The organism is Calidifontimicrobium sp. SYSU G02091, assembly GCF_022631395.1.
GTDB classification, from domain to species: domain Bacteria; phylum Pseudomonadota; class Gammaproteobacteria; order Burkholderiales; family Burkholderiaceae_C; genus Calidifontimicrobium; species Calidifontimicrobium sediminis.
On the sequence record NZ_JALBGB010000070.1, the window covers coordinates 1 to 1,673 of the forward strand.

The following is a 1,673-nucleotide window of genomic DNA, read 5'->3' on the forward strand; positions in this document are numbered from 1 at the left end:
ACCAGCTCCGGCACGGCGGTGAACAGGTCGGCCTCGAGGCCGTAGTCGGCCACCGCGAAGATCGGCGCCTCGGGGTCCTTGTTGATCGCCACGATCACCTTGCTGTCCTTCATCCCCGCCAGGTGCTGGATCGCCCCGCTGATGCCGCACGCGATGTACAGCTGCGGCGCCACGATCTTGCCCGTCTGCCCGACCTGCCAGTCGTTCGGCGCGTAGCCCGCATCGACCGCCGCACGGCTGGCCCCCAGCGCCGCACCGAGCTTGTCGGCCAGCGGCGTGAGCACCTCGGTGAACTTCTCGGCGCTGCCCAGCGCGCGGCCCCCGCTGACGATGATCTTGGCCGCCGTCAGCTCCGGGCGGTCGAGCTTGGCGATCTCGCTGCCCAGCCACTGCGCCTTGTCGCTCGCGGCCACTGCGGGCACGCTCTCGACGGCGGCAGCGCCGCCCTCAGCCGGCGCCGCGTCGAAGCCGGTCGTGCGCACCGTGATCACCTTCACCGCATCGGCCGACTGCACCGTGGCGATCGCGTTGCCCGCGTAGATCGGCCGCTCGAACGTGTCGGCGCTGACGACCTTGCTCACGTCGCTGACCTGCGCGACGTCGAGCAGCGCGGCCACGCGCGGCGCGACGTTCTTGCCCGCCGCGGTGGCCGGGAACAGGATGTGGCTGTAGCCCGCGGCCACCGCCAGCACCTGCGCGGCGAGGTTCTCGGCCAGCCCGTGGGCGTGGGCCTCGCCGTCGGCGTGCAGCACCTTGGCCACGCCGTCGATGCGCGCGGCGGCCTGCGCGGCGGCGCCAGCCTGGTGGCCGGCCACCAGCACGTGCACCTCGGCGCCGCACTGGCGCGCGGCGGTCACGGTGTTCAGCGTCGCGCCCTTGATCGAGGCGTGGTCGTGTTCGGCAATGACGAGGACGGGCATTCAGATCACCTTGGCTTCGTTCTTCAGTTTGTCGACCAGCGTCGCGACGTCGGGCACCTTGATGCCCGCGCCGCGCTTGGGCGGCTCGGCCACCTTGAGCGTCTTCAGCCGCGGCGTCACGTCCACGCCCAGATCCGCCGGCTTGACCACGTCCAGCGGCTTCTTCTTGGCCTTCATGATGTTGGGCAGCGTCACGTAGCGCGGCTCGTTCAGCCGCAGGTCGGTCGTGATCACCGCCGGCAGCGCCAGCCGCACCGTCTCCAGCCCGCCGTCGACTTCGCGCGTGACCTTCACCGCCTGCCCGTCGACCTCGACCCTGCTCGCGAACGTGCCCTGCGGCCAGCCGGCCAGCGCCGCGAGCATCTGCCCGGTCTGGTTGCTGTCGTCGTCGATGGCCTGCTTGCCCAGGATCACCAGCGCCGGCTGCTCGCGTTCCACCAGCGCCTTCAGCAGCTTGGCCACCGCCAGCGGCTGCAGCTCGACGTCGGTCTCCACCAGGATCGCGCGGTCGGCACCGATGGCCATCGCCGTGCGCAGCGTCTCCTGGCACTGCGCCACCCCGCACGACACCGCCACCACCTCGCTGGCCGCACCCTTCTCCCTGAGCCGCACCGCCTCCTCGACGGCAATCTCGTCGAACGGGTTCATGCTCATCTTGACGTTGGCGATGTCCACACCGCTGCCGTCGGACTTCACCCGCACCTTCACGTTGTAGTCGACCACCCGCTTGACGGGGACGAGGATCTTCATGCG

Annotated in this window: 2 protein-coding genes; both read right to left on the reverse strand. The window is 70.7% G+C overall.

All coding sequences use genetic code 11. The features are described from left to right. Positions 1-920, reverse strand: a 920-nt coding sequence (locus MOJ79_RS18770; RefSeq protein WP_241925527.1) for an electron transfer flavoprotein subunit alpha/FixB family protein, incomplete at its 3' end; no start/stop codon positions are given. Further along, complete coding sequence (locus MOJ79_RS18775) at positions 921-1,670, reverse strand: electron transfer flavoprotein subunit beta/FixA family protein (protein WP_241925528.1); 750 nt, start codon at positions 1,668-1,670, stop codon at positions 921-923. Between the last annotated feature and the right edge of the window lie 3 nt (positions 1,671-1,673).

Excerpts from the sequence above, each read along its gene's own strand:
- MOJ79_RS18775 (WP_241925528.1), bottom strand. The coding sequence starts at position 1,670 with ATGAAGATCCTCGTCCCCGTCAAGCGGGTGGTCGACTACAACGTGAAG.